This is a genomic window from Thermotalea metallivorans, from assembly GCF_001562415.1.
GTDB lineage: Bacteria > Bacillota > Clostridia > Peptostreptococcales > Thermotaleaceae > Thermotalea > Thermotalea metallivorans.
Map to the genome: position 1 here is coordinate 17,093 of NZ_LOEE01000083.1, position 20,041 is coordinate 37,133.

Sequence of the window (20,041 nt, forward strand, 5' to 3'; positions counted from 1 at the left end):
GAAACCTATAGGGTACAGAATGAAAAATAAAGAATATGAGGAGAGAGGAACGAAGAAAATGAACGAAAGAGAAATGATCCAAGAGATTCAGCGACTGAAAAAGGAAAAAAATGCCGTGATTCTTGCCCATAATTATCAAATACCGGAGATACAGGAAATTGCAGATATTGTGGGGGATTCACTAAAGCTTAGTCAGGAGGCGGCCAAAACTACTGCAGATATCGTTATTTTCAGTGGCGTGCATTTTATGGCAGAGAGTGCAAAAATACTTTCCCCTGATAAAAAAGTATTATTGCCGGTCTATGATGCGGGATGCCCTATGGCGGATATGATCGATGCGGATCAGCTAAGGGTTTTTAAAAAAGAATATCCCGATCTTCCTGTGGTTTGTTATGTCAATTCATCGGCAGAGGTGAAGGCAGAAAGCGATATTTGCTGTACTTCTTCTAATGCCGTCAAAATTGTAAAAAGTATGAAAGCCGATAAAATCTTGTTTGTGCCGGATCGAAATCTGGGAAACTATATCGCAAAGCAAGTACCGGAAAAAGAGATTATTTGCTGGGAGGGTTTTTGCATCACCCATCATCGTGTGAAAGCGTCGGAAGTGGATGCGGTAAGACGACAGCATCCTGATGCAAAAATTCTAATCCACCCCGAATGCTCCCCCGATGTTGTGGCTATGGCCGATTTCGTAGGCAGCACATCACAAATTATTCATTATGCCAAAGAATCAGACAGCAAAACCTTTATTATTGGGACAGAGATGGGGGTACTTCATAAATTGAGAAAGGAAAATCCTGATAAGAAATTCTACCTCTTATCACCGGGATTAACTTGTTTTAATATGAAAAAGACAACTTTACCGGATATATATCAGGCCCTCTTAAAAGAGCAATATGAAATTACAGTGGACGAAGAAATTCGTCAAAAGGCATTGGGCGCTCTGGAAAGAATGCTGGAATTAAGTTGAGGAGAGGAAAAATGGATGAAAGATACATCAGTCAGTTTGATACGAAGCATATAGGGAAAATCATCGACAGTGATGTCATTGTCATAGGAACTGGTATTGCAGGCTTATATACAGCTTTGAATATTGATGAGAAATACAAGGTGCTTTTGATGTCTAAGGCAGCCCTCGACACCAACAACAGCAATCTGGCTCAGGGCGGAATTGCCGCATGTGTTGGCCCAGAGGATGATTTTGAAGCCCATTATGAGGATACTTTAAGGGCCGGCGCATATTATAACCATAGGGAAAACACCAGAATCCTGATTGAGGAAGCACCCATGCATATTGAAAAACTGTTGAAATTTGGAGTGCATCTGGATCGGGATGAACATGGGAAGCTTTTGGCGACAAGGGAAGGAGGCCATAGCAAAAGAAGGGTTCTTCATGCTAAGGATGCCACTGGAAAGGAGATCATCAGAGGTCTGGGAGAAGCCGTGAGAAAAAGAAACAACATAAGGGTGGAAGAAAACATTTTTGTTATTGATATACTGACAGAGGAAAACAAAGTTTTGGGCGTTCTGGCAGTAAAAAAATGGGGAGAAAAGGCTGTCTATAAGGGGAGAGCCGTGGTTCTTGCCACCGGCGGCATCGGGCAAATATACAAAAATACTACCAATCCATTGGTAGCCACAGGGGACGGTATTGCCATGGCCTATCGAGGAGGGGTCAAGGTCAAAGATATGGAATTTATTCAGTTTCATCCCACGGCCATGTATACGGATAAGCCGGGACAAAAGTTTTTGATATCGGAGGCGGTGCGGGGAGAAGGGGCAATTCTCAGAAATGTTTATAGAGAAGCCTTCATGGAAAAATATCATCCCTTGAAGGATTTGGCCCCCAGGGACATTGTATCCAGAAGTATTTTTACAGAGATGATTCGAACAGAAAAGCCCTATGTCTATCTGGATATCACCCATAAAAGCGCTGAATTCATTCGCCATAGATTTCCTACGATCTATGAACGTTGTTTGGCAGAAGGAATTGACATGACAAAGGAATGGATTCCCGTGGCACCGGCAGAGCATTATGTCATGGGCGGTATTGAAACAGATGCCAGTGGCAGGACCAATATCCGAGGACTCTATGCCTGCGGAGAGTGTGCCTGCACGGGAGTCCATGGGGCCAACCGGCTGGCAAGCAATTCTCTGTTGGAAGGCTTGGTTTTTGGCGGTCGAGTTGCTGAAGATATCCATGGGCATATGGAAAATGCAAAACCGGAGTCTTTGTTGATCAGCCATATAAAAAAGGCAGGAGGAAATAAGAATACAATTATAGATCTCGAAGAAATTAAAGGCAGATTGAAAAATACCATGGATCAGCATGTTTCCATCATCCGCAGTGAGGAGGGCTTAAAAAAGGCTTGGCGTGAAATAGAAGACATAAAAGCCATGCTGAGGATGCAGGAAGAAGAGTCAATACCATATTATGAATTGTTAAATATGACTACTGTTGCCCTGTTGATCATAGAGGGAGCCTTAAAGAGAAAAGACAGCTTGGGAGGGCATTATCGCCTGGAGAAGATGGAGGGATAGGATTGTATAACCAATGGATCGTGGAGGAAATCATTAAAAATGCCTTGATGGAAGATATGAATTACGGAGATTTGACGACGGATACGTTGATTGATGAGCACAGCATGACAAAAGCTAGGATGACAGCAAAGGAGGAAGGTGTGATTGCAGGGCTTCCCGTGGCAGAGAGGGTATTTCATCTGATCGATGGGGAGATTTGTTTTATCCCTTTCAAAAAGGATGGCGATACCGTCAAAAATGGGGAAGATATTGCGGAAATTAGGGGGAGAACGAGAAGCATCCTAAAAGGGGAACGGGTGGCTTTGAATCTGATTCAGAGAATGTCCGGCATTGCTACCCAGGCGAGGAGCTATGCCGATGCGGTCAGAGGATATGACACAAGAATCGCAGATACGAGAAAAACGACTCCAGGGCTTAGGATACTGGAAAAATATGCCGTACGCGTAGGGGGCTGCTATAATCATCGTTTCAATTTATCCGATGGGGTGATGATTAAGGATAACCATATTAAGGCTGTGGGAAGCATTACCAAGGCCATTGAAAGGGCCCGCCGACATGTTCCCCATACGGTAAAAATTGAAGTAGAGGTGGAAACCTTGGAACAGTTGCAGGAAGCCTTGGAAGCAAAGGCCGACATCATCATGCTGGACAACATGGATACAGATACGATGAAACAAGCGGTTGCCATGGCTAAGGGAAAGGTCCTATTGGAAGCTTCCGGGAATATCACAAAGGAACGATTAAAGGAGATTGCGCAGCTCGGCATCGATGTCATATCCGTAGGTGCTTTGACCCATTCCGTCAAGGCTATGGATATTAGTTTGAATATCCTATAGGTTTACAACTTTAGAATTCAATCTATGCAGAGATTATATTTTTTAAGATGTGTGCTTGATTAGAACTAATAGTTGATGGCCGGCAACCGCGACAAAAAATTTATTGAGTTGAACAAGCAATCGTCAACTTTAGAACTGCTGATCTGTAAGGGAGTTGCCGAGCAGAGAAGAATGGAAAGGAAACGGGGAAAAATGAATCAAGGGAAATTTACATTTAGGGAATATATCACCCAAGCGTTAAATGGTATGGCCTTGGGGTTATTTTCGTCTTTGATTATCGGGCTTATCTTAAAACAAATAGGGGATTATACCCATATGGAGGGGTTGTCCCTTTTCGGAAAAACTGCTCAATTTCTGATGGGGCCGGCGATTGGTGCGGGGGTGGCCTTTAGTGTAAAAGCTCCGCCTTTAGGAATCTTGGCGTCTATTGTCACCGGTGCCATTGGAGCGGGAACGTTTGTCCCTGGCGCTGAAGGAATCTTTGCAGTAAAGATTGGGGAGCCTGTGGGGGCTTTTGTGGCGGCTTTGGCGGGAGCAGAGTTTTCTAAACGTATCTTTGGAAAGACAAAGGTAGATATTGTATTGGTTCCTGCAGGAACGATTCTATTGGGAGGGTTGGCTGGTGTCTTTATAGGCCCCGTCATGACCTACGTGATGAAGGGATTGGGCGAGGTGATCAATCGGGCAACAGAGCTTCAGCCCATACCCATGGGCATCATCCTATCCGTATTGATGGGTATGATTCTAACTTTGCCCATCAGCAGTGCAGCTTTGGCCATTTCTTTGGGCTTGAGCGGGTTGGCTGCAGGGGCCTCTGTGACAGGTTGTGCCGCCCAGATGGTGGGTTTTGCCGTTGCAAGTTTCCGGGAAAACGGAATAGGAGGGTTGATTGCACAAGGATTGGGTACCTCGATGCTCCAAATGCCGAATATCATCAGAAATCCAAGGATATGGATCCCATCGATCGTAACCAGCGCTATTTTAGGCCCCGTGGCTACCTATGTACTGAAAATGGAAAACAACAGTATTGGTGCCGGTATGGGCACCAGCGGATTGGTAGGACAGTTTGGAACCATAGCCGCCATGGCAGGAAAGGAACCTATGGCCTTGATTATTGGAAAGATCATCCTTTTGCATTTTATATTGCCTGGGGCGTTGACATGGATGATTTCTGAATACATGCGAAAAAAAGGCTGGATACAGGATGGAGATATGAAACTGAATCAGTGATTTGCAGTATGGATCTCTCGGTAGTATAATAAATCTAAAGCAAGTACTGCCGGGAGGTTTTTTGTTTGAAACAAACATGAAATTTCCACGTAAACAAAGATAGAAGTCATAAGTATTTATGGAGCAAAAATGGGGGTGGAGAGTATGGAAAAAATAAAAAAAAAGATTGGAATTTTCCTGATCATCGGGATCGTTGTTTTGCTGGCATCTTTTAATACCATGATTCGTTTTGTCACGGATTATCAATGGTTTCGAGAAGTAGGATACGATCAGGTATTTCTGACGAAATTAAAAACCCAATTAAAGATTGGTATTCCTCTCTTTCTTGTTTTAACGATCTTTATCTATTTTTATTTGCAAACGATAAAAAAAGACTATTACAGGAAGGTTCATACCGTATACCAAGGATTGGATGAGAAGGTCATCAACCGGATTGCTTTGGCAGGAGCTGCCTTTGTATCTTTTATCACCAGTGCTACCTTTGCGGGGAGTCTTTGGTTTGAATTGCTGACTTTTCTTCATGGTGTGCCCTTTGGCATAGCCGATCCCATTTTTGGAAGAGATATTTCTTTTTACATGTTTCAGTATCCTTTCATTGGGCAAATTTATTCTACTTTTATTAGTTTTATCATTTTGCTGACGGTGATTACCCTGGTATTTTATATTATTATGATGGGTTTGAGGAGGCCAACCCTTTTCGATGTAAAATATGGACCGGAGGATGCAAGGACCCAGACCGGCTTTCATATGGAGAATGGAAAAAAGCTCATGCATATTGCCCTGCGGCAATTGCTGATACTGGGATTTATTTTCTTTATTACTTTAGGATTAGGATATTTTCTGAAAATCTTTGAGCTTTTGTATTCTCCCCGGGGTGTTGCCTATGGGGCCAGTTTTACAGATATCCACGTAACTCTGTGGATTTATAGGTTTTTGACGGGTCTATCTTTCCTGTCTGCTATATTGCTTCTTGTAGGGGTTCAGAGGAAAAAGCTGAGGGTGGCATTGGCAGGGCCTATGATGATGATTGCCGTCGCTATACTGGGAAATTTTGTGGAGTTAGGGGTGCAAAACTTTATTGTGTCCCCCGACGAAATCTCTAAGGAAAGACAGTATCTGGAGTATAATATTCAATATACAAAGATGGCTTACGGATTAGAAAATATCGAGGAAAAAAATTTTTCGGCGGATCAGCAATTAACATCGGAAGATCTAAAGGAAAACAGGGAGACCATAGAAAATATCAGAATCAATGACTACAGGCCGGCCAGGCAGTTTTATAATCAAAGGCAGGGAATCAGGCCCTATTATCAATTTCATGATGTGGATATTGACCGGTATATCATTGACGGACAATATCGACAGGTGTTTTTAGCTGCCCGAGAGATTGATACGAAAAAAGTGAATGAGCAGTGGATCAACCGCCATCTGAAGTATACCCATGGCTATGGAGCAGTACTTTCCCCTGTAAATCGGATTACTGCCGAAGGGCAGCCGCAACTGCTGATCCGGAATATTCCCCCGGAGTCTGATGCAGAGGGATTGCACATTCAGCGGCCGGAAATTTATTTTGGGGAATTGACGGATACCTATGTCATTACCAATACAAAGGAAAAAGAGTTTGATTATCCCAAAGGCGATGAAAATGCGGAAACTATCTATCAGGGCAAGGGAGGAATTTCATTAAAGGGATTTAACAAACTGTTATATGCCCTACGCCAAGGCAGCTTCAAGATGCTGGTATCAGGGAATATCACCGGCGAAAGCAAGATTCTTATGCACCGGAATATCCATGAAAGAGTGCGAAAAATTGCTCCCTTTATTTACTATGATGAGGATCCTTATTTGGTGATCGATCAGGGCAGGTTATTTTGGGTGATCGACGGCTATACCATCAGCAGCAATTATCCCTATGCCCAACCCTTTATAGGAGAAAAGGGTAATTATATCAGAAATGCTGTAAAGGTAGTAATCGATGCTTATCATGGAACAACTACCTATTATATTGCCGACGAAAGGGATCCTGTGGTGGAGACGTTGAGGAAAATCTTTCCACAACTGTTTACGTCCATGGATCAGATGCCCGGGGGAATCAAGGATCATATCCGCTATCCTCAAGAGTTGTTTGATATACAGGCCAATGTTTATAGGCTTTACCATATGACAAATCCGGAAGTATTCTATTTGAAGGAGGATCTGTGGGATATTGCCAATGAGCTGTATGAAAGAAAAGAACAGGTGATGGAATCAAGCTATATGGTGATGAAGCTGCCCGGGATGGAGAAGGAGGAGTTTGTTCTGTCCATTCCCTATACACCTAAAGGAAAACCAAATATGACGGCCCTTTTGGTGGCGAGGAATGATGGGGAAAATTACGGAAAACTGATTGTCTATAAGCTGCCCAAGCAGAAGAATATATATGGCCCCATGCAGATTGAAACAAAAATTAATCAAGATCCCAATATTTCAAAGGAATTTTCCCTTTGGGGTCAGCAAGGGTCCACATATATCCATGGAAACCTGTTAACGATTCCTATAGAAAATGCATTCATTTATGTAGAACCCATCTACCTGAAGGCTGACAATGAAAACAGTTTGCCGGAAGTCAAACGGGTAATTGTTGCCTATGGTGACAGAATTGCTTATGAAGAAACGTTGGAGGCAGCACTGAATAAACTATTTGGGACAGATTTTGGAAAAACCGGGGACCCGGAGACTCCGATGCCTGCCCCTGTGGTGGAAGGAGAACCCCAGCATATCAGGGAGTTGATTATCAAAGCCAATGAAATTTTCCGGCGGGCCCAAGAGGCCCAGAGAGCCGGCCATTGGGCTGATTATGGAAAATATATTGATGAACTGGAGCGTACCTTGGAAAGGTTGCATCAGTTGGGAACGGCAGAAGAATAAAATATGTCCCCAAAGCTACAAGGGAACCTAAAACTTTAGGTTCCCTTGTAGCTTTGGGGACATATCTATTCAACATATCAATGGAAAGGGGACGCAGGAAAATATTATCTGGCTCTCAACACCTTTAATTCTTCTATCGTCATGGTATCCAGCCTTTGGGCCATTTGGGCAAACTCTCGCCGGGTAATCAGTCCTTTTTCGTTTAGGATTTCAATGATGGTCGCGATGGCTAAGGTATTTCGATAATCTACTTCTTTTAAATCTCCTATTTGGGCATAAATATCAATATCGTACATGGCTTTCCCCCCTTATATGTCTTTGCTTTTATAAGAATTACCGAAAAAAAAGAAAAATATACATGTTTTTCAAAAAAAATTTCAGATTATAGGATTTTTGCTCAGATCTGCGTTGCTTCTCTCCAGTCACCAGATGCCAGTTAGCCATTAAAAACTATGAATACCTATCAGCTATAGGCTATAAGCTATAAGTCGTAAGTTCAGCAATTAGCTAGCGGCCAGCAGCCATTGGCGACGAAACCTAAATCCTAAGGGTTCCCAGTCATTGTATGATCTATTTTCCGTCTGCATATTATGCACATGGGACCCATATAATGCATAGTATAAAGATATACCTTTTGGTACTGGAGGAAAAGAAATGGAGCATAATTGCGAGTTGACAACGGGAAGATATCTTTTAGAGTTGACAAAAATATTTTTTCAGTCTGTGATTGCCCATTATTTTCATAGGGACCATATGAAACTGGAACAATTATATTATCATACCATGGATTTGCATGAGCGGTATATTGAGCAGTATTGCGATGATGAGGAAAAAGAGGAGCGGTATCGGGACAAAGTTTATGAGTTGCTGGATCTGATACGATTGAAAGAACAAGAAGAAATCTTGAGGATGAGAAGGTCCAGGGAAACCTATAAAGGATTGAAATTAAAAGAAAATATTATCGGGGATATCTATGTGGAGCTGTGGCTGATGGGTGATGCGCTGAGGCTTTATATTTTTGAAGCTGGGGGAAATAGGGAAGAATTGGCGTTTTTCCATGTAGAAGATCCCTACCTTTTAAGAATTGATCAGGTATATTATGCCCTGAAAAGCAAAAGGAGTCCCGGTTTGTTAAATCTTCTCTATGAGAAAGAAGGAAGAATAAAAAATAAAGATGTTGTCAAACTATAGATAATATGTTAGAATATCTAAAAATATAGGAAAGACAATGAAGGGAAGTAGTACATCGTCAGTTTTTTTCAGAGAGTCGGTGGCAGGTGAAAACCGATAAAATCTGTGATGGAATCCGTCCTGGAGTTATGGGCTGAAAGGAGCAGTAGGCTTTATCGGGTGCGACCGTTATATCGCGGCTAAGAGGATTGGAGCAATCCAATCAATTAGGGTGGCAACGCGGGAATACGTCTCTCGTCCCTATATCTATGGGGATGAGGGGCTTTTTTATTTTTAAATTTGAAGAAGAATTTTAAAGGAGGTTGGAAAGATGCTGGATATCAAACGGATTCGAAACCATTTGGAAGAAGTGAAAGCATTGATTTTGAGGCGGGGGCAGGGAGATTATGATTTAGACAAGGTGGTGTCCCTGGATGAAAGAAGAAGGGAAATTCTGCAGGAAGTGGAACAAATGAAAAACAGACAGAATACGGTATCTAAGGAAATCCCGAAGTTAAAAAAGGCGGGGGAAGACGTTTCTGCCGTCATGGAAGAGATGAAAATGCTTTCGGAGAAGATCAAAGGATTCGATGAAGAGGTCAAGGGAATTGAACAGCAAATACAAGAGATGCTTTTGAATATTCCCAATACACCCCATGAAAGCGTACCTGCGGGAACCAGTGATGCAGACAATGTGGAAGTCAAAAGATGGGGAGAGCCTAGGAGTTTTCATTTTGAATATAAGACCCATTGGGATATAGGAACGGAATTGGGGATTCTTGATTTTGAAACGGCAGGAAAAATTACAGGAGCGAGATTTACTGTATATAGAGGTCTAGGAGCTAGGTTGGAGCGTGCTTTAATCAATTTTATGCTGGATCTTCATACCCATGAGCACGGGTACGTGGAAATCCTTCCCCCTTTCATGGTCAATAGGGACAGCGCTAAGGGAACAGGTCAGCTTCCTAAATTTGAGGAGGATATGTTCCATATTCCCAGCAAGGATTATTTTTTGATTCCTACGGCAGAAGTACCTGTCACCAATTTGTATATGAATGATATCCTCGAAGGAGATCAATTGCCTATTTACCATACGGCCTATACCCCATGCTTTAGAAAAGAAGCTGGCTCTGCAGGAAGGGATACTCGAGGACTCATCCGCCAGCATCAATTCAACAAGGTAGAATTGGTGAAGTTTACAAGGCCTGAAACGTCCTATATGGAGTTGGAGACATTGCTTGAGGCAGCAGAGGAAGTATTAAAAAGACTAGGGCTTCCCTACCGGGTTGTAAAGCTTTGCACGGGAGATCTCACCTTCAGTTCTGCCTGTACCTATGATATCGAGGTGTGGATGCCCAGCTACGGCAGGTATTTGGAGATTTCTTCCTGCAGCAATTTTGAAGATTTTCAAGCCAGAAGAGCTAATATCCGATTCAGACCGGAGCCCAAAGGGAAAGTGGAATATGTCCATACATTAAACGGATCCGGTTTGGCTGTAGGAAGGACCTTCGCAGCTATTTTGGAAAACTATCAGGAATCCGACGGATCGGTGACAATACCGGAGGCATTGAGACCGTACATGGGGGGGTTGGAAAAAATAACAAAATAGGATGATGAGAATAAAAAAACAGCAGTATACATCTTTTAATTTAATTATTATGGAATGGGGGAATAGAGATGAGTATCCATCATTTTCAAATCAGTATAGACCCAGTGAGGGCTTTTCATCTGGTGAAAGAAAATGAAAATGCCGAACTGGTTTATGAGGAAATCCATGACTTAGGGGGAGACCAGTATATTGGAACCTTGGTATTTGAAAAGTATTTTTTTCGCACTTCCAATCGAGCCGCATTGGTTGTAATTATTGACAATATAAAAGGGCAGACGGCCGTGAGGGCTATTGCTACTGGTAGTTCTCAGGGATTATTATTCAATTTTGATTGGGGAGCAGCCAATGATTTTGCCTATAGTGTGAAAGCTATATTACAGGATTTTATTGTGGAATAAATACATCCATATGGCAAAAGGATATAGGAACCGTGAGAAACAGATAGATTCCAGAAATATAAAAGGGAGTCCATCTGTTTTATTTTTGTAGAAAATAAGATCCGTTCCTTAGCAATCAAAACTGATCATAGGGATGAATGTTTTTGATTGTTGACAAAAAAATATATCTATAATATAATCAAAAATAATCAAATACAGTCAAAAAGATTCATAAAAAACAATTTTCCCAAATAGAATAATAGAGAGAGGGGAAAAGCCAGATGTTTATGGAAGAGAGAAAAGCAAAGATCTTAGAAATATTGGAAAGCAAAAATCGGGTTAAGGTCAATGAATTGACAGAGAAGCTAAATGTTTCTGAGTCTACGATCCGAAGGGATTTACAGGATTTGGAGCAGGAAGGGTTGTTGAAAAGGACCCATGGGGGCGCCGTGAAGGCTGAAAATACAGGTTTTGAACCAACTATGGCTGAAAAGGAAGAGGTTTATCAGGAAGAGAAGAGGGAGATCGGAAAAAAAGCCGGTGAACTGATACAAGACAATGAGACAATTATTTTAGATGCGGGAACAACAACGCTGCAGATTGCAAAAAATATTAAGGCAAAAAATGTAACGGTGCTGACCAATTCCATGCTCATCGCCTTAGAGTTGTCAAAAAATAAGGATGTAGAAGTAGTGGTAACAGGGGGCTATACCCGAAGGGAAACTTTATCCCTTGTAGGACCTCTGACAGATCAAATGCTCCAGCGTTTCAAGGCAGATAAAGCCTTTATTGGGACTAATGGAATCACCCTTCAGGATGGATGCACGACGCCCAATATGCATGAAGCCCATACAAAGGGTATCATGATTCAATCGGCTAAGGAGGTGTATATTGTAGCGGATCACAGCAAGTTTGGAAAGGTATGTTTTTCGCTGATTGCAAAGCTGGATCAAATTGATGCCATCATTACGGATAAGAATATTGATCGAGGGATTGTAGAGAAGTTTGTACAACATGGTGTAGAAATCATCTGTGAATAAGGAGAGGACCAAATGATCACAACAGTTACACTCAATGCTGCTGTTGATAGAACCATCGAAATTGAAAATTTCATGTTGGGACAGGTCAATAGGATGCAGAGAAGCTATATAGAGGCAGGGGGAAAAGGGATCAACGTATCCAAGGTTGTGAAATCCTTAGGTGGTGATACCCTTGCCTTGGGGTTTGTGGGTGGAGAGACAGGAAAGTGGATTGCAGGGCGTTTACAAAAGATGGCGATCAAAACAGATTTTATATGGGTAGATAGGGAAACTAGAACCAATATTAAAATTATCGATAGGAGCCGAAGACAGACAACGGATATTAATGACCAGGGAGGTGAAATTAAAAAGGTTTGGCTGGAGGCCCTTTACCAAAAAATCAGGTTTTGGGCTGAATATAGCAAGGTAATGGTGTTTTCGGGCAGTCTGCCGCCCAATACTCCGAAGGACATATACCGGCAATTGATTTCCATTGCACAGGAGAAGGGATGCAAGACCATCCTCGATACTGATGGGGCAAGTCTGCTGGAGGGAATCAAGGCATGTCCATACATGGTAAAACCCAATATCCATGAATTGGCCGATACCTTTGGCGTTTCATTCAGAGATGAGGATGAGGTGATCAAATGCTGCAGCAACTTTTTAGACCAGGGCATTGCATTGGTGGTAGTTTCCATGGGATCTAAGGGTGCTCTCATGGTGACAAAGGATCGGACAATGAAGGCAGAAGCCTTGGAAGTGGAGGTACAAAATACAGTGGGAGCAGGGGATGCCATGGTAGGAGCCTTTGCCTACGGAATTCATGAAGGGTATTCTCTGGAAGAAACCTTTACATTGGCATCGGCGGCTGCCACTGTCAGCGTAAGTCATGGGACTACTTTTGGACTTGCCAATGTCATACAGGATTACCAGAAAGAAATAAAGCTGGTATACCCTAGGGAGAAAGGAGTAAAATGATGGAAATTTCAGATTTACTAAAGAGGGAGCTTATGATTCTAGATTTGCAGGCACAAAACAAGAGGGAGGTGATTGAAGAACTTATCACTCCCCTGGTAGACCAAGGAATTGTAACGGACAAAGAAAATTTTATAAAAACGGTCATGGAGCGGGAAAAGCAAGTTTCTACGGGTATAGGAATGGGCATTGCCATTCCCCACGGAAAATCCAAGGATGTACAAGAACCTTCCATTGTCTTTGGCAAATCAAAGAAAGGGATCGATTATGAATCGCTGGATGGCCAGCCAAGCTATATTTTCTTTCTGATTGCTGTTCCTGAGGGATCCAGCAGTGAACATTTAAGGGTATTGAGTCAATTGTCTCGGAAGCTGATGCATGAACATGTAAGAAAACAACTGATGGAGGCAAGGCAGGAAGAGGATGTCATCCATGCATTTCATGAATAGTGTGGTAAGTTTGCAAATTAGAATAAAATTATGCAAAGGTTATATTTTTTAAGGCAGGCTACTTTTGCTAGGGTTAATCGCTGATGGATGATGCTGGCAACAAGGTGTTTATCCCAGAAAGATGTTTTCTAAAGGCGTTCACCTTAGCGTTGTAGGTCAATAAATAAAGGGGGATGAATTTATGAAACTGGTAGCAGTAACTTCATGCCCAACGGGGATTGCCCATACCTATATGGCTGCAGAAGCGTTGGAGAATGCTGCAAAAAAGAAAGGTATATCCATAAAAGTTGAAACCCAGGGATCTGTGGGTGTAGAAAATGAATTGACAGTTCAAGATATTCAGGAAGCCCATGCCGTTATTATTGCGGCAGGAGCAAACGTTTCGAAGGAGCGTTTTGCAGGGAAAGCCATTCTGGAAGTGGCTGTGGCAGAGGCCATCAAGGATGGAGAAGCTGTGATTGAAAGAGCCATGAAGCTTGAAAAAAAGGATCTGATCAAGCAAGTAGAAGAAATCAAGCAGCAAAGAAGTGAGGAAAGAACAGGACCCTATAAACATTTGATGACAGGAGTTTCCTTTATGCTTCCCTTGGTAGTGGCAGGGGGACTGGCGATTGCCCTTTCTTTTGTATTCGGCATTGAAGCTTTCAAAGAATCGGGAACGCTGGCCGCAGCGCTGATGCAAATCGGAGGTGCTTCTGCCTTTGGGCTGATGGTGCCCGTTCTGGCAGGGTATATTGCCTATTCGATTGCCGATAGACCTGGTTTGGCACCCGGTTTTATCGGTGGTATGATTGCATCACAAATTGGTGCCGGATTTCTCGGCGGTATTGTTGCCGGTTTTATTGCCGGGTATACTGCGGATTTTCTGAAAAAAAACATCAAGCTGCCAAAAACCTTTGAAGGACTGAAACCTATCTTGATCTTACCGTTGCTATCTTCCTTGTTTGTAGGTTTGCTGATGATTTATGTTATCGGAACACCTGTAAAAGGAATACTGGATGCCGTGACATCCTGGCTTCAAGGCTTAAGTGGAACCAATGCAATGCTCCTTGGGGGAATTTTGGGAGCCATGATGGCCTTTGATATGGGAGGTCCTATCAATAAGGCAGCCTATACCTTTGCCGTGGGACTATTGGGTTCCAATGTATTTGAACCCCAGGCAGCGGTGATGGCAGCGGGAATGACACCACCCCTAGGCTTGGCACTGGCTACCATACTATTTAAAAATAAGTTTACGAAAGCAGAAGTGGAAGCCGGAAAGGCAGCTTGGGTATTGGGTATATCTTTCATTACAGAAGGAGCCATTCCTTTTGCGGCAGCAGATCCTTTCAGGGTGATTCCTTCCATTATGGCAGGTTCTGCAGTGGCTGGGGCAATGTCGATGGCATTCCGGTGCACTTTAAGGGCACCCCATGGAGGAATTTTTGTATTGCCTATTCCAAATGCAGTAGGCAATCCGGCGGGATATGTATTGGCCATTGTGGCAGGTACCATTGTAACCGCCCTATTGGTAGGTATGTTGAAGAAAAAGCTGAATGAGGGAATAGATGCATAGCAACAGGATAAGGACAGCGCTATTCTGTTGCTTTATGGGAGAAAGGAGATGCAAATGCAAAAGCAAGAGATCATTGTAAAAAACGAAACAGGGCTTCATGCGAGACCTGCTGCTATGATTGTAAAGATTGCCTCTCGATTTCAGAGCAATATCATATTTGCAAAAGAAGACCACGAAGCAAATGCTAAAAGTATGATGGGGATTATGGCCCTGGGGGCAGCCAAGGGAGAGCGGATTGAAATAAGGATTGAGGGAGCGGATGAGAAAGAAGCCATGGATGCTATGATTTCTCTATTTGAATCTAATTTTGGAGAATAGGGAGAATAGAGAGGGGTTTTGATATGTACAAAGGAATTGGGGCTTCCCCTGGAATTGCTGTGGGAAAGGTCCTACTTTTTAAAAAGGAAGATATTGTCATTGAGTCCGGGGCTGTTGATGACGTGGAAAAGGAGCAAAACAGATTTCATGGAGCCTTGAAAAAGACAAGAGAACAAATCGAAGAGATTAAGAGAAGGACCTTGGCAGAACAGCAGGCCATTCTGGATGCCCACCTGATGATCTTGGAAGATCCAGAGCTTATTGGTGGTGTTGAAGGAGCCATTAGGGCAGAAAAACTCAATGCTGAGGCAGCTTTGGAAAAAGTGATGAACATGTTTATTGCCATATTTGAAAGCATGGAGAATGGATATATGAAGGAAAGGGCTGCGGATATCCGGGATGTAGGGGAAAGACTGCTGATGAATCTCTTGGGGAAGGAGCTCCCAAACTTAGCAAAGCTAAAGGAACCTGTGATTATCGTAGCCCATGATTTGACCCCTTCCGATACGGCTCAATTGGATCGGGAAAATGTATTGGGATTTGTTACAGATATCGGCGGCAGGACTTCCCACAGTGCGATCATGGCAAGAACCATGGAGATTCCTGCGGTGGTGGGCTTGAAGGATATTACGCAACATGTAAAAAATGGAGATATCCTTGTGTTTGACGGGGAGGAAGGTATTGTCCTGGTGAATCCTGAAGATGCCCTCGTGAGGGAATATGCAAGGAAAAGGGAAGAACAACTGCAGGCAAAAAAAGAATTAAGGAAGCTTATAAACAGCAGTACTATATCAACGGATGGCAGAAAGGTAGAATTGGGCTGCAATATCGGCAATCCCAAGGATGCAAAGAAAGCGGATGAGAATGGAGCGGAAGGGATTGGACTCTACCGGACAGAGTTTTTATATATGGACAGAACTTCTTTGCCTACGGAAGAAGAGCAGTTGGAGGCATACAAGGCCGTTTTGGAGATCATGGGCAAGCGTCCTGTGATTATTCGAACTTTAGATATCGGAGGAGACAAGGAGCTTCCCTATATGAATTTGCCCAAAGAAATGAATCCTTTCTTGGGATACCGGGCGATTAGGATTTGCCTTGACCGAAAGGAAATATTCAAAACCCAATTGAGGGCGTTGTTGAGAGCGGGCATTTACGGAAACTTAAAAATCATGTATCCCATGATTTCTTCTGTAGAGGAAGTAAGGGCTGCCAACAAAATACTGGAGGAAGCAAAGCAGGAGTTGCAGCATGAAGGAAAAGATTATGCATCGAATATAGCGGTGGGAATTATGGTGGAAATTCCTGCAGCGGCGGTGATATCCGACATGTTGGCCCGGGAAGTAGATTTCTTTAGTATTGGTACCAATGACCTGATTCAGTATACCACTGCTGTAGATAGGATGAATGAAAAGATTGCCCATTTATATAATCCTTTCCATCCTGCCTTGCTGAGGCTCATTAAGCTGGTGATTGATAATGGACACAAGGCCGGCATATGGGTGGGTATGTGTGGAGAAGCAGCAGGGGATAAAAGGCTTATTCCTGTGTTTTTGGGCATGGGGCTAGACGAGCTTAGCATGGGTGCCGGATCCATACTCCCTGCAAGAAAACAAATTCAAAGCCTGTCCTATGAAGAGATGAAAGTTGTAGCCGATCAAGTGCTGCAAATGGACACAGCGGAAGAAATAGAAAAATTTGTAACAAAATTATGCAAATAATAGAATAAAAGTATCCAGTGAAGCTGCCTGTACTATATGTTCCGGGCAGCTTTGTTATAATGCATAGGAAATGATGTGCTTTCATAAATTGTGGATACGTCATAATTTTCGTCATGGGTTTCAACAAAGTCTTCCTGTCAATCTTCCAACGGAAGACTTTGTTATTTTATAGAGAAAAAATCTTTTATAGGCAGGTTGAATTGCTTGAACAAAAGAAGCTTTCAACGATAGACTGGAAAAGTAATTGAAAATAAATAGAAATAAATTACTAAATCCAAATCATAAAGATGTGCTATAATAAAATAGGTATTATGTGGAACTGATGGATAGGTTTGAATGGTTTGGCATAAAAGGGGGGGAACGATGACAAATGCATTAAACATTGCTGTTTGCGATGATGATCCAATACAGGTGGAAACGATCAAGGCATATATCAATGCATTGGATATGAATTATGAATTCAATGTGATTGCAGCATTCAGCGGTGAAGCATTGTTAAAGAAAATAAAGGATCATGAAATTCATATAGCTTTTTTGGACATACAAATGGAAAAAATGGATGGCATTAAATTGGGAAAACAAATAAAAGCTATTTATAAAAATGCAATAATCGTATACATCACAGGATTCAAAGATTATGCTTTCCATGCTTTTTGTGTAAAAGCTGTGGACTATATGCTAAAGCCCGTAACAGAAAAGAAATTTAAAAAGCTCATAGAGTACGCCATATTGAGATTTGAACAACTGATAGCCTACCAGAGGAAACAACAGGTGTTTACTATAAAAACAAAAGAAATGATACTGAATGTTAAGTATGAAGAAATTCTATTTTTTGAAAAAAATCTACGAAAAATGAAAATCTATACAGTGCAAGGAGAATATGAATTTTATCTGTCTATGAAAAAACTTATGGAGATGTTGGACATGAAATATTTTGTCCGATGTCATCAGGGTTATTTAGTCAATAAGTATAAAATATTAGAACAAAAAGAGAATCATATCTATCTTCGAGATAAGAATATTCTTATCCCTGTTAGTAGAAAGTTTAAGGCAAATGTCCTAAAAGTCCTTGAGGAGAATATGTTTTCATAGCGGGCAGGGGGATGGCTATGAATGAAAGTATGGAATTTATTTTTAGTGTGGTGGATATAATTCTTTTATTTCTTTTTACTTGGAAAGTGATGGATCAAAAGGATTTTTCTTTTGTAAACGCATCTTTTATTTTAGGATTGTTATCATTGATCAACATAATTATTTATAGTTGGTTAGGATTTACTAATCCCATAGGTATTTTGATGATGATTGTTGCCACAGGAGCCTTGTTTTCTCTTCTTTTAAGGGAGAAAATATGGAAAATTTATTTTATCGTAATGGTAGGCCTGACAGGGTTATTTGTATGTGGATTGATCGTTTCCGGCTTAATACTGACGGTTATGGAAATAGAGCCTTCTACATTTTATCATCCCACTATATACAGGATAGCAACCGGCGTTTTATCAAAATTATTATTTTTTTTATTTGTATGGAAACGATTAGACAAAATCAGAATTATAGCATATCTGGATCGAAAAAGATCCTATCAAGTGTTTCTTTTGTGTATATTCAATATCATGATTGTCCTTATGGCTTTCTTGTTCTATAAATATACGACCATTGTCAAAGGACATGAAAAAGTTTATGCGATAGTCATTGTTTTTTGTGCTGTGAGTTTATCTATACTTTTGCTGGAAACTATGAAAAAAATTAGCGAACAAACACAAAAAGAGATGTTATGGCGGCGTCAAGAGGAGGAGTACAAGAAGCAAGTTTTTTATATGAACCATATGGGAGATATGCTTCAATCCATAAGGATGCAGCGACATGATTTTCGACATCATATTGGTTGTTTGTATGGGCTTTTAAAGTTAAACAAAGTGGAAGAAGCCAAAAGATATATAGAAAAGTTGACGGATGAAGTAATTTTTTTTGATGCGCTGATATGCATTGACCATCCAATTATTTCATCTGTTGTAAATATGAAGCTGCCGCAAGCGAAAAAAGAGAAGATAAAAGTTGAACTGGATGTTGATTTACCGGAGAAAATAAATATAGATCCTATGGATTTATCTGTTATCATTGGCAACTTAATGGATAATGCCATCGAAGCCTGTATAAAAGATAATATAGAAAATAAGTTTATCAATCTAGAGATGTATGTAAAAAACTACAATCTTATTATAAAAATTACTAATTCCAAGTCTGTCGATGTCCATGTTGAATCGGAAAAAATAAAGTACAATTTTACAACAAAAGCCGATGCTCAAAACCATGGTTTTGGATTACAGAGCGTGTTTCAAGCGGTAAAAAAATATCATGGGATGATGAAGCTGGAGGATGATAGGGATATTTTTAAGGTAAGTATTGGAATTCCCCTTCAAAATCATGAAATGTGAGAAGAATATTATTTTTCGTGCTAATTATTACATTTCAACGACCTGTTTTGCAAGGATCATTGCATATGAGTGTGAGTTTGATAGACTGAATGTAGAAGGGATAAATATTTTTGATGGGGATAGAAGAATGTTTACCCTAGACTAGTGAAAGGGGGTAAAAACATGCTCCCAAAGGATTCAGGTTGATATTACTTTCCTCAAAGTAGATTGTAAAGCTATTTATGAACTACAATGGTACATTATCTTTACAAGGAGGTATATGGGTTATGAAAATTAGGTCACCCAATTCTAGGTATTAAAGCTTATACGATTAAATATTAAATTACGAAAGGAGAATTTTAAGTATGAAACAAAAAAACTATATTTTTGTATTAGTTTTGATGGCAATCTTTATACTATCTGCGGGTGTGTCGTATGGTTTACAGTATTATCTGTCTTGTGATTCTGACTTAGATGCTTATGGATATGGCGTTGATTTTATGGGAAGCACGGAAGCAGTACAAGTATCTAATGGTGGATGGACCGATATCACGGGAGTAAAGGTAAGATGTATAGTTTATGAAAATGGTGTAAAGGATACAGATACTTCGGCAAGTGATACTACACCACCTTATAAGGCGATATTAAACGGATCCTGTTCAAGCACAAGATACTCAAATGTTTGGAAAATGACAGTGACGCATTATGGTAAAGAAGGAAACTCAACTTATTATGAGCCTTCAATTTCGTATAATCTAACTGATAGTAATTAAAATTAAAAAATAACAAGGAGGTAGGATAGCTTGAAAAATAACTCAACGTAGTTTAAAAATGGGCACACTTAAATAAAGGTACTATTGTCCTTTGAAAATTTAATAGCTGTAAGTTTAAGCCACAGAAATGTCAGTAGCTTTTATTACACCATT

Annotated in this window: 18 protein-coding genes and 1 other annotated feature; of the genes, 17 read left to right on the forward strand and 1 reads right to left on the reverse strand. The window is 41.1% G+C overall.

Annotated features, from left to right (window positions below; translation table 11 throughout):
* Nucleotides 1–58 precede the first annotated feature (58 nt).
* From nadA to AN619_RS14885, 5 genes are all read left to right on the forward strand, one after another.
* Complete coding sequence (gene nadA / locus AN619_RS14865) at nucleotides 59–970, forward strand: quinolinate synthase NadA (protein WP_068558069.1); 912 nt, start codon at nucleotides 59–61, stop codon at nucleotides 968–970.
* A gap of 11 nt (nucleotides 971–981) precedes the next feature.
* On the forward strand, nucleotides 982–2,541 hold the full coding sequence (gene nadB, locus AN619_RS14870; protein ID WP_068558053.1) for an L-aspartate oxidase: 1,560 nt from the start codon (nucleotides 982–984) through the stop codon (nucleotides 2,539–2,541).
* Nucleotides 2,542–2,543: 2 nt separating this feature from the next.
* Nucleotides 2,544–3,377 (forward strand): carboxylating nicotinate-nucleotide diphosphorylase, encoded by an 834-nt coding sequence (nadC, locus tag AN619_RS14875; RefSeq protein WP_278279911.1) that lies wholly within the window; start codon nucleotides 2,544–2,546, stop codon nucleotides 3,375–3,377.
* 192 nt (nucleotides 3,378–3,569) lie between these two features.
* Nucleotides 3,570–4,607: a PTS transporter subunit IIC gene (locus tag AN619_RS14880; protein WP_068558071.1), complete on the forward strand. Its 1,038-nt coding sequence runs from the start codon at nucleotides 3,570–3,572 to the stop codon at nucleotides 4,605–4,607.
* A gap of 144 nt (nucleotides 4,608–4,751) precedes the next feature.
* Nucleotides 4,752–7,514, forward strand: a complete 2,763-nt coding sequence (locus AN619_RS14885) for a UPF0182 family membrane protein (RefSeq protein WP_242867423.1) — start codon at nucleotides 4,752–4,754, stop codon at nucleotides 7,512–7,514.
* Nucleotides 7,515–7,618: 104 nt separating this feature from the next.
* Here AN619_RS14885 and AN619_RS14890 read toward each other — a convergent pair whose 3' ends face one another.
* Nucleotides 7,619–7,810, reverse strand: coding sequence for a hypothetical protein (locus AN619_RS14890; protein ID WP_068558055.1), 192 nt, complete (start codon nucleotides 7,808–7,810; stop codon nucleotides 7,619–7,621).
* 358 nt (nucleotides 7,811–8,168) lie between these two features.
* On the opposite strand from AN619_RS14890, the gene AN619_RS14895 reads away from it, so the two are divergent.
* The 12 genes from AN619_RS14895 to AN619_RS14950 all read left to right on the forward strand — a co-directional run bounded on the left by AN619_RS14895 (nucleotide 8,169) and on the right by AN619_RS14950 (nucleotide 19,888).
* Nucleotides 8,169–8,705, forward strand: coding sequence for a hypothetical protein (locus AN619_RS14895; RefSeq protein ID WP_068558056.1), 537 nt, complete (start codon nucleotides 8,169–8,171; stop codon nucleotides 8,703–8,705).
* 28 nt (nucleotides 8,706–8,733) lie between these two features.
* Nucleotides 8,734–8,950: a binding site (T-box leader), on the forward strand.
* A gap of 65 nt (nucleotides 8,951–9,015) precedes the next feature.
* Nucleotides 9,016–10,293, forward strand: a complete 1,278-nt coding sequence (gene serS, locus AN619_RS14900) for a serine--tRNA ligase (RefSeq protein ID WP_068558057.1) — start codon at nucleotides 9,016–9,018, stop codon at nucleotides 10,291–10,293.
* Between the two features lie 68 nt (nucleotides 10,294–10,361).
* Nucleotides 10,362–10,691 carry a DUF6054 family protein gene (locus AN619_RS14905; RefSeq protein ID WP_068558058.1) on the forward strand — a complete coding sequence of 110 codons (330 nt, stop codon included), beginning with the start codon at nucleotides 10,362–10,364 and terminating at the stop codon, nucleotides 10,689–10,691.
* A gap of 260 nt (nucleotides 10,692–10,951) precedes the next feature.
* Nucleotides 10,952–11,710, forward strand: a complete 759-nt coding sequence (locus tag AN619_RS14910; protein ID WP_068558059.1) for a DeoR/GlpR family DNA-binding transcription regulator — start codon at nucleotides 10,952–10,954, stop codon at nucleotides 11,708–11,710.
* Between the two features lie 12 nt (nucleotides 11,711–11,722).
* Entirely contained in the window at nucleotides 11,723–12,667 is a 945-nt protein-coding gene (gene pfkB, locus AN619_RS14915) for a 1-phosphofructokinase (RefSeq protein ID WP_068558060.1), read from the forward strand.
* The gene (locus AN619_RS14920; protein WP_068558061.1) at nucleotides 12,667–13,113 is read left to right on the forward strand and encodes a PTS sugar transporter subunit IIA; all 447 of its coding nucleotides are present in this window, start codon (nucleotides 12,667–12,669) and stop codon (nucleotides 13,111–13,113) included. The genes pfkB and AN619_RS14920 overlap by 1 nt, the downstream gene beginning before the upstream one ends.
* Before the next feature lie 181 nt (nucleotides 13,114–13,294).
* Entirely contained in the window at nucleotides 13,295–14,668 is a 1,374-nt protein-coding gene (locus tag AN619_RS14925) for a PTS fructose transporter subunit IIC (RefSeq protein ID WP_068558062.1), read from the forward strand.
* Between the two features lie 48 nt (nucleotides 14,669–14,716).
* Nucleotides 14,717–14,986, forward strand: coding sequence for an HPr family phosphocarrier protein (locus AN619_RS14930; RefSeq protein WP_278279912.1), 270 nt, complete (start codon nucleotides 14,717–14,719; stop codon nucleotides 14,984–14,986).
* 23 nt (nucleotides 14,987–15,009) lie between these two features.
* Nucleotides 15,010–16,704: a phosphoenolpyruvate--protein phosphotransferase gene (gene ptsP, locus AN619_RS14935; protein ID WP_068558063.1), complete on the forward strand. Its 1,695-nt coding sequence runs from the start codon at nucleotides 15,010–15,012 to the stop codon at nucleotides 16,702–16,704.
* Nucleotides 16,705–17,067: 363 nt separating this feature from the next.
* A complete protein-coding gene (locus AN619_RS14940) occupies nucleotides 17,068–17,796 on the forward strand; it encodes a LytR/AlgR family response regulator transcription factor (RefSeq protein WP_068558064.1) in 729 nt (242 codons plus the stop codon).
* Between the two features lie 17 nt (nucleotides 17,797–17,813).
* A complete protein-coding gene (locus AN619_RS14945; RefSeq protein ID WP_068558065.1) occupies nucleotides 17,814–19,136 on the forward strand; it encodes a sensor histidine kinase in 1,323 nt (440 codons plus the stop codon).
* Between the two features lie 344 nt (nucleotides 19,137–19,480).
* Nucleotides 19,481–19,888 (forward strand): hypothetical protein, encoded by a 408-nt coding sequence (locus AN619_RS14950; protein WP_068558066.1) that lies wholly within the window; start codon nucleotides 19,481–19,483, stop codon nucleotides 19,886–19,888.
* Nucleotides 19,889–20,041 lie beyond the last annotated feature (153 nt).

What these genes read in the sequence shown, in the direction of transcription:
- nadA (WP_068558069.1), top strand. Translation starts at nt 59, where the DNA reads ATGAACGAAAGAGAAATGATCCAAGAGATTCAGCGACTGAAAAAGGAA.
- nadB (WP_068558053.1), top strand. Translation starts at nt 982, where the DNA reads ATGGATGAAAGATACATCAGTCAGTTTGATACGAAGCATATAGGGAAA.
- AN619_RS14880 (WP_068558071.1), top strand. Translation starts at nt 3,570, where the DNA reads ATGAATCAAGGGAAATTTACATTTAGGGAATATATCACCCAAGCGTTA.
- AN619_RS14885 (WP_242867423.1), top strand. Translation starts at nt 4,752, where the DNA reads ATGGAAAAAATAAAAAAAAAGATTGGAATTTTCCTGATCATCGGGATC.
- AN619_RS14890 (WP_068558055.1), bottom strand. Translation starts at nt 7,810, where the DNA reads ATGTACGATATTGATATTTATGCCCAAATAGGAGATTTAAAAGAAGTA.
- AN619_RS14895 (WP_068558056.1), top strand. Translation starts at nt 8,169, where the DNA reads ATGGAGCATAATTGCGAGTTGACAACGGGAAGATATCTTTTAGAGTTG.
- serS (WP_068558057.1), top strand. Translation starts at nt 9,016, where the DNA reads ATGCTGGATATCAAACGGATTCGAAACCATTTGGAAGAAGTGAAAGCA.
- AN619_RS14905 (WP_068558058.1), top strand. Translation starts at nt 10,362, where the DNA reads ATGAGTATCCATCATTTTCAAATCAGTATAGACCCAGTGAGGGCTTTT.
- AN619_RS14910 (WP_068558059.1), top strand. Translation starts at nt 10,952, where the DNA reads ATGTTTATGGAAGAGAGAAAAGCAAAGATCTTAGAAATATTGGAAAGC.
- pfkB (WP_068558060.1), top strand. Translation starts at nt 11,723, where the DNA reads ATGATCACAACAGTTACACTCAATGCTGCTGTTGATAGAACCATCGAA.
- AN619_RS14920 (WP_068558061.1), top strand. Translation starts at nt 12,667, where the DNA reads ATGGAAATTTCAGATTTACTAAAGAGGGAGCTTATGATTCTAGATTTG.
- AN619_RS14925 (WP_068558062.1), top strand. Translation starts at nt 13,295, where the DNA reads ATGAAACTGGTAGCAGTAACTTCATGCCCAACGGGGATTGCCCATACC.
- AN619_RS14930 (WP_278279912.1), top strand. Translation starts at nt 14,717, where the DNA reads ATGCAAATGCAAAAGCAAGAGATCATTGTAAAAAACGAAACAGGGCTT.
- ptsP (WP_068558063.1), top strand. Translation starts at nt 15,010, where the DNA reads ATGTACAAAGGAATTGGGGCTTCCCCTGGAATTGCTGTGGGAAAGGTC.
- AN619_RS14940 (WP_068558064.1), top strand. Translation starts at nt 17,068, where the DNA reads ATGACAAATGCATTAAACATTGCTGTTTGCGATGATGATCCAATACAG.
- AN619_RS14945 (WP_068558065.1), top strand. Translation starts at nt 17,814, where the DNA reads ATGAATGAAAGTATGGAATTTATTTTTAGTGTGGTGGATATAATTCTT.
- AN619_RS14950 (WP_068558066.1), top strand. Translation starts at nt 19,481, where the DNA reads ATGAAACAAAAAAACTATATTTTTGTATTAGTTTTGATGGCAATCTTT.